Annotated in this window: 4 protein-coding genes and 1 pseudogene; 1 reads left to right on the forward strand and 4 read right to left on the reverse strand. The window is 62.0% G+C overall.

Going from position 1 to position 7,248, the window contains the following annotated elements:
• The 4 genes and pseudogenes from ACZM96_RS08520 to ACZM96_RS08535 form a co-directional block, all read right to left on the reverse strand.
• Positions 1-307, reverse strand: a pseudogene (locus ACZM96_RS08520) (alpha-amylase family glycosyl hydrolase); the annotation flags it as partial.
• 899 nt (positions 308-1,206) lie between these two features.
• Entirely contained in the window at positions 1,207-4,023 is a 2,817-nt protein-coding gene (locus ACZM96_RS08525) for a CBS domain-containing protein (RefSeq protein WP_489488531.1), read from the reverse strand.
• On the reverse strand, positions 4,013-5,506 hold the full coding sequence (locus ACZM96_RS08530) for a site-specific tyrosine recombinase (RefSeq protein ID WP_489488533.1): 1,494 nt from the start codon (positions 5,504-5,506) through the stop codon (positions 4,013-4,015). Before ACZM96_RS08530 ends, ACZM96_RS08525 begins: the two co-directional genes overlap by 11 nt.
• A gap of 280 nt (positions 5,507-5,786) precedes the next feature.
• Positions 5,787-6,212 carry a hypothetical protein gene (locus tag ACZM96_RS08535; RefSeq protein ID WP_489488534.1) on the reverse strand — a complete coding sequence of 142 codons (426 nt, stop codon included), beginning with the start codon at positions 6,210-6,212 and terminating at the stop codon, positions 5,787-5,789.
• A gap of 530 nt (positions 6,213-6,742) precedes the next feature.
• Between ACZM96_RS08535 and ACZM96_RS08540 the strand changes: the two genes are divergently transcribed.
• Positions 6,743-7,248, forward strand: a 506-nt coding sequence (locus tag ACZM96_RS08540; protein WP_489488536.1) for a lysylphosphatidylglycerol synthase transmembrane domain-containing protein, incomplete at its 3' end; no start/stop codon positions are given.

Genomic DNA, 7,248 nt, shown 5'->3' on the forward strand with positions numbered 1-7,248 from the left:
ACTTCGGACGCACCGGCCTGTCGTACCGGAACAGATACGGCGTCTGCGGATCCCATACCCGCGCACACCACATGTCGGGATTGTCCTTCTGCTGCTCCACCCAGCAGGCAAACGCCGGAACCCTGCGCACTACCCCGCTCTCGCCCGTGCCCTCCACGTGCAACTCGTAGTAGTCGCCGTGAAAAAGCGCGTCCTTCGGCAGGTACATGCGCCATAACCCGCCGCCAACGTTCACCAGCTCGTATTCAGGACGCCGCTCAAAATTCGTGCGGCTCGTCGCCAGCCATACCCGCGTCGCCTGCGGCATGTACTCCGCTATGCGCCAGCAGTCCCGCCCCTCGGGATCCAAACCGCGATGCAGCCCCAGCCGCTTGTGTAAATCCGCATACAGCTTGAGCGATCCATGCCCCCGCCGAAGACGGGCCATCTCTTCCTGAAAACGCTGAGTCCTCTCCTTCAAAAAGGAGCGATATCCCGAAAGCTCATTGTCAGTCAAAGGATTCAAAGACGACATTCCTTACCCCCAAAGGCTCCAATACCGTTCCAATCCCCTCCACCATAACGGATTCCCCGCTGAAAAGAAAGGGAGAGGAGAAGGATGGGAAGAGAGAGAGAGAAGAGAGATGCGGGGGAAAGGGGACACCCTTTTGAAAAAGGGTTGTCCCCTTTCCCCCGCACCCCCTTTCCCCTTCCTAAAACTTTTAATTGGGGGGATTAACAAAGGAGAATGGCAACATGCTGCCACCTGTGCAGAACAACGCGATTTCCCGCCCTTGTTTTTCTCCCCCAAAAAATCTGGAAATCGCTTCCTTTGACTCGACGATTCGACGCAGGCGGGGACGACGCTGCCATTCCAGAAAGTTCCGACCGAATTTTCTCCGGACTTGAGTCTTTCCCTCAACATCTGGAAATCTCTTCCTTTGACACGACTGTCCGGCGAAGGCCGGACAGTCGTCGGCCACCGCAGGTGGGTCCGACAGGACACACCTGCACTGAGTCCGCAGACCGAACAGAGCCAGCCAAGACTTTCCGCGCCTTGCAGCCTCCGCCTTTCCAAACTCCCGTCGTCTTCGGCAACTCGCCCTGCTTTCCCGCCAGAGCCTGCCGAAGCAGCTTTAGCTGCGAGGCAGAATCAGGGGGGCGCGGGGGGAATTATTTCCCCCGCATGCCTTTCCTGCCTTTCCTCTCTTCCTGCCTTTTCTGCCTTTACTTCTCTTCGGCTTTGGCAGCGGCGGCCTCTTCGGCGGTGTATTGGACGGCGAGGCGGGCGGCGAGGGCGAGCTGATCGTCGCGGGGCATGGATTCGTCGTCGAGTTTAGCGGCGAGCACGTCGTTCAGGATACGGCCTATCATGGGGCCGGGCTGGACGCCCATGCGTTTGAGGTCGTCGCCGTTGATATCGGGCTTCATCTGTCGGCCCATGTAGATGTAGCGGGTCAGTTTTTCGTGCTGTTCGGGGTTGTTTTCCTGGGCGAGGAGGTAGAGCAGCGTTTCGAGGGGGGCGCGGCCGAGCATGCGGTGCAGGTCGCTGACGGGGCCCTTTTTCTTTTCCCACTGGGTCATGCCGGAGCGGGCGGCCATGATGGCCGAGCGCACCTGCATGGTCTCTCTTTTTCTTCTGTCGGAGAACTGGAGTCTGGCGAGCAGGGATTCCACTTCCGGGGCGGGGGCGCGGCGGCAGAGCGCGATGAGCATGAGCATGAGCAGGTCGGGCTCTTCGGGCAGGTACATGCGCATGTACCATTCGAGCACGCGGCGCACGCGGTCGGCCATGTCGCGTTTTTCGTCGTTCATGGCGAGCAGCGGATGCACTTCGGCGAGCAGGCCGAGTTCGTCCATGCGGCGGAATCCGAGATAGGGATTGCGTTCCTCCATCATGAGTTCGAGTTCGTGGCAGATGCGCGAGCCCGACAAGTGATGAATGAGGTGCAGATCGTCTATGGCGTTGCGCATGAAGCGTTCGCACTGGGCGCCCATGCGGAATCCGTAGCGCTGCTCGAAGCGCACGGCCCGGAACATGCGCGTGGGGTCTTCCACGAAGCTCAGGGCGTGCAGGGTGCGGATGCGCTTGTTGCGGATGTCTTCCTGCCCGTCGAAGAAGTCCACGAGCTGGCCGAACACCTGCGGATTGAGCCGAACCGCCATGGCGTTGATGGAAAAGTCGCGGCGATAGAGATCCATCTTGATGGAACCGCGTTCCACCTGCGGCAGGGCTCCGGGTTCGGAATAGAATTCGAGACGCGCGGTGGCGATGTCCACCTTGATTTCCGTGGTGTCGGCAAGGTGCGTGCGGCGATGCCTCTCCACGTCGGCGCAGAGGCTTTCGGCGGGGAACACGAGCATGGCGGTCATGAATTCGCGGTGCTCGCGCACACGGCCCTTGAGCCGGATGGCCAGATTGTGCGCAAAGGCCATGGCGTCGCCCTCGATGACGAGGTCGATGTCGATATCCGGCCACTTGAGGCCCTTGCCGTCCATGACGAGATCGCGCACGAAGCCGCCCACCACGTACACCGACGCGCCGATGTCGTGTCCGATTTCGCCGGCCATGCGCAGAAAGTCGAGGCAGGGAGCCGAAAGGCGCTTGCGCATCACGGAAACGAGATTGCGTTCCTTGCGGGCCTTGCGGCTCACCGGCGGAATGTGCGCGCCGTTTTCGCCCATGAACAGACGGATGATGTCGGTTCGGGTGACCACGCCCACCACGGAGCGTGTGAGAAGTTCGGCTTCGCGTTCTTCGTCGTCGAGGCCCTGCGGATCGGGGCCGTCCACCACGGGAATGAGCCGCTGCTGACCGCCCACCATGATGTCCACGAGTTCCTGAATGCCGGCGCTCTGCGGCACCACGCTGAAGGAGCGCTGCATGTACATGCCCACCGCGATGTTCGCAAGCCCGTGACCGCAGGCCTTGGCAGCGGTTTCCTGCGAGAGAATGCCTATGCAGCGCTGGGTGCCGTCGGCGAAAATGGGCACGGCCTTGAGCCCGTAGCGTATCATGAGCGACTGCGCCTCGCCGATGGTGAGCCTCTCCGACGCTCCGAGGGCGGGGCTCGTCATGAGCTTGCCTGCGTTTTCGTCGGCGTTCACGATGAGCGAAGCCTGCATTTTGAGAAAGTCGCGCACCTGGGGCAGGGTCATGTCCTTCACGGAGGCGGAAGCGGCATAGTAGTGTCCGCCGCCGCCGAGCCTGCGGCAGATTTCGCCCACGTCCACGAGGGGAGTGCGGCTGCGGCCCACGACCTGCACCTTGTCTTCCATGGACGCAATGGCAAAAAGCACCGAGCAGTCTTCGATTTCCATGATGCGGGGCGCGAGGGTGGCGAAATCGTCGAGAAAGGTTTCGCTCTGCATGGACGATATGGCCATGACCACCCCGCCGCCGATGTCTCGCGCCTGGGTGTTTTCGAGCATGACCGACAGGGCCTTGAGCTGTTCGCGGCCCATCACGCGCGTGATGAGACGGCTCACCACGGCGAGATCCGCGCCCCGCGAAAGCAGCCATGCGGCGGCCTCGAAGTCGCGCGGGGTGGTGGAGCTGTACACGAAGGAACCCGTGTCGCCGTAGATGCCGCCCGCAAGGGAGGTGGCGATTTCGCAGGTCAGATTGATGTTGCGGCGGCGGATTTCCTCCACCAGAAACGTGCTCACCGCGCCGACGGCGTCATCCATCATGAGGGTGGCTGGGAGGCGATCGTCGCCCTCGTCGTCGCTCAGGGGATGATGGTCCCACACGTGGATTTCCAGATCCTTGCGTTCGAGGAGCTTTTTCACCTGGGGCAGACGGCTGGCGAGATGGGTATCCACCACGACGAGGCGCTTCACCTGCGTGATGTCGAGTTCGCGCTGACTCACGCACGGATAGAGCGGTTCGACCACTTCGTCGTAGAATTCCTGCACCTGCCTTTCCTGACTGCCGGGAAAAAGGAGCACGGCGTCGGGATAGAGCGCGAGCGCGCCCACCAGCGCGGCAAGGGCGTCGTTGTCGGCGTTGGCGTGGCAGGTGACGACGGTATCAACGTTCATGGGAATCATCCTTTGAGTTTTCCTCGCTGGGGAGGGATGCGTCGCGTGGTGCGGAAGATGCGGCGGGGGACGGAGCGGAATCCGACGCCGCGGCGATGAGGGAGGAAGACGCGGCAGAAGAATCTGCCTCCGCGGAAGAGGCCGAGGAAGAAGCGGAGGTTACGCCGGAAATCGACGACCGTGCCCCGGCGGAAGCGCCCGCTTCGGAAACAGCGCCCGCGCCTGAGGAAGAGCCGGAGCCCGAGGACACGGCATCCGCGCTCCCGTCAGAGGCTGCGGAAGCCCCCGCCATCTCGGAAGCACCGCCGGAAGAGCCTGCGCCTGCGGAAGCGCCCTCCCCGCCTTCGTCGGAATCCGCGCCTTCGGCATGATACGCATTGCGCGGATGACAGCGGCGATACACGTCTTCCAGAAGATCGGACCGCACATGCGTATAAAGTTCCGTGGCCGCCAGATCGCTGTGTCCGAGCAGCATCTGCACGGTGCGCAGATCGGCCCCGCCTTCCAGAAGATGCGTGGCGAACGTGTGCCGCATGGTGTGCGGCGAAATGTCGCGCCCGATGCGGGCTTCCAGGGCGTAGCGGCGGATGAGCTTCCATACCGCCTGCCGCGTGAGCCCCATGCCCGAACGGTTCAGAAACACCACGCTTTCCTGCGGCATGAACTCCGGACGCACCGAACGAAGATAGTCGTCCATCACCGCCACGGCCCGCGCGTGCATCGGCACCAGACGCTCCTTGCGCCCCTTGCCGAATACCCGTACCACGCCGCTTTGCAGATCAATGTCCAGAGGCCGCAGATGCACGAGTTCCGACACCCGCAGCCCCGACGCGTACATGAGTTCAAGCATGGCGTGATCGCGCCGCCCGAGCTTGGTGCGCGTGTCCGGCGCGTCGATGAGCGCCAGCACTTCCTGACGCGTCAGCACGTTGGGCAAAACCCGCGGCAGCTTGGGCCCGTCCAGGAGCTCGGCGGGATTGCCTTCCATGAGCCCCAGATCCACGCACCAGCCGAGAAATCCGCGCAGACACGAAAGCCGCCGCGCCAGCGTGCGCTTGCCGTCGCCCCTGCGCCGCAGCCATACCACAAAAAGCAGAAGCTGCTCGTCGTCCAAACGCGAAAGAGCCTGCTTCGCCGTGCAGTCGCCAAGCTCGCTCTCCTCCAGAAACGACGACAGCGAGGCAATGTCCTGCCGATACGAATCCACCGTCATCGGCGAAAGCCCACGCACCGCAAGAAGCTCGTCCAGCCAGTGCTCCCCCAGCGCCCGCAGACTGTCCGACGGAGCCCGCCGCGCCGCGGAAAGCGCCGTGGGCTTCTTCTCCTTCTCCTGCGAAACGCCCTCCGGCGCGTCAATCACCGCCTGCGCCTCCAGCAGCGCAGATCCCTCCGCCGCCGAATCAGCGCGTACCTTGCGCGGCCGCCCCCTGCCGCGCTTCACCGCCGCAGGCCACGGCTCCAGTCCCGCCTTCTCTGCCGACATCTCTCCCTCCTGAAATTCAACCAGAGATTAACTGCCCCGCCCCGCAGCGTCAATTCCCCCATGAAGAGAGGAAAGGAAGGGGGACAGGCAAGAGCAGTCGGGGCGCTGCCCCGAACCCCGCCGGGGGAAATAATTCCCCCCGGTCCCCCCTGATTCTGCTTCGCAGCTAACGCTGCTTCAGCAGGACAGGGTGAACGGGATGATCATGCGCGCAGCTGTGGGCGAAGGGGGGGGGAGAGAAAAAGGCGGAAGAGGCAAAAACGGACAAACGCGCCGTAAATCAAAGGCAGAAACTGCGAAGTCCTCGCGAAAAGACGAGGCTGGGAACGCGAGTGTCCGCCGCGAAAACAAAACATCGGTCCACGAAGAAACGCAAGGCGGCAATCGCGAAAGGCGAAACAATAATGGACCACCCTGCAAACGTCGGCGCAAGGAACAGACGCTGCCGGAACGCGAACGCCGAGCGAAAAATCAACGCCGTTCCGTCGTCCTTGCTCCCCCGCCCATCTTCGAGCCGTTCGTCGTCGCTTCGCCCGTGCTCCGAACGGCGCGCCTTCTGATGTCCCGGCATCTCCTTCTCTCTGAAAAACTTGCGGCCCGAAATTTTCTCTCGGAAGAAGCCCTTTTTCCTGCCAAAACGCCCCCTGCCCGACGTCGCCCGGCCCGAAAGTTCGTCTTGTCTCCGCCAGAACCCCGTGCCTCCCATTGCCTCCCTCACCCCGAACGCTGCACATTCTCCCGGCGTACTTACCCTCGCCGTCTCCCGCTCCTCGCCGCAACCTGTCCATAAGCCCTTCCGCCGCAAATCGCCCCGGGCTCGCCTTTCTCCACAGGACGCGCCCCTTTCGCCGAATTCTCGGCCACTCGCCTGCCGCCCCGAGCCTCTGCCTCCCCCTGAATCCTCGCCCTTGCATCTTCACCAGAAATCTCGTCCCGGACCTCGCCCCATCTCTGCCGCAACTCCCCAGTGTCCCCCCTCAAAAAGCTTTCTTTTTTTGTTAATGTTTTGTGAAATTTATATCAATTCTTCCCCAACAAATGATAAAGACAACGCCCATTGCTCGCCCGTTTACCCCGCTTCCGAAACCCGGCAAACGGATTGCCCGCCAGACTTTTCCAGACATTCCGCCCCGCAACAGATCTCCCTTCCCGGCGCTCATCTTGTGATGAAAAAACCTTCCCCCTCGATTTGTTACCTTTCTCCCCTTGCCTTTACCCTTCCATAAAGGTATTGTGATGGCGCACAAATTTGTTCCCCGCCTCATGGCGAGACTCTGTATTTTCCGGGTGTGTGATTTGCCGAAGACGAAAAAATATCTGCCGATTCTGGGAAAGCTCCTCGTTCTCTTCATCTGTGCGCTGGCCTGCTGGCTTCTCTACGACAAGCTCAAGCGCTACAGCATGGAAGAAATCATAGACAGCATTCTCCACATACAACATCGGCAACTTATTCTTGCCGTTGTGCTCGTCGTCATCAACTACGCCATCCTCGTAGGCTACGACTGGCTCGCCGTGCGGGCCATTCACCGGCGTCTGCCCTTCCCCCGGGTCTGTCTCGTGTCCTTTGCCGGTTCGGCCGTCAGCTACAACCTCGGCGCGCTACTCGGCGGCACCACCGTGCGTTATCGCCTCTACAGCGCCTGGGGCTTCCACCCCATCGACATCGTGCGCCTCGTGCTCATGCTCGCCGTCACCTTCTGGATCGGCGCACTCGGTCTCGCAGGCGGCGTGCTCCTCTTCGC

The sequence above is a fragment of the Mailhella sp. genome, assembly GCF_057866825.1.

Excerpts from the sequence above, each read along its gene's own strand:
- ACZM96_RS08530 (WP_489488533.1), bottom strand. The coding sequence starts at position 5,506 with ATGTCGGCAGAGAAGGCGGGACTGGAGCCGTGGCCTGCGGCGGTGAAG.
- ACZM96_RS08535 (WP_489488534.1), bottom strand. The coding sequence starts at position 6,212 with ATGGGAGGCACGGGGTTCTGGCGGAGACAAGACGAACTTTCGGGCCGG.
- ACZM96_RS08525 (WP_489488531.1), bottom strand. The coding sequence starts at position 4,023 with ATGAACGTTGATACCGTCGTCACCTGCCACGCCAACGCCGACAACGAC.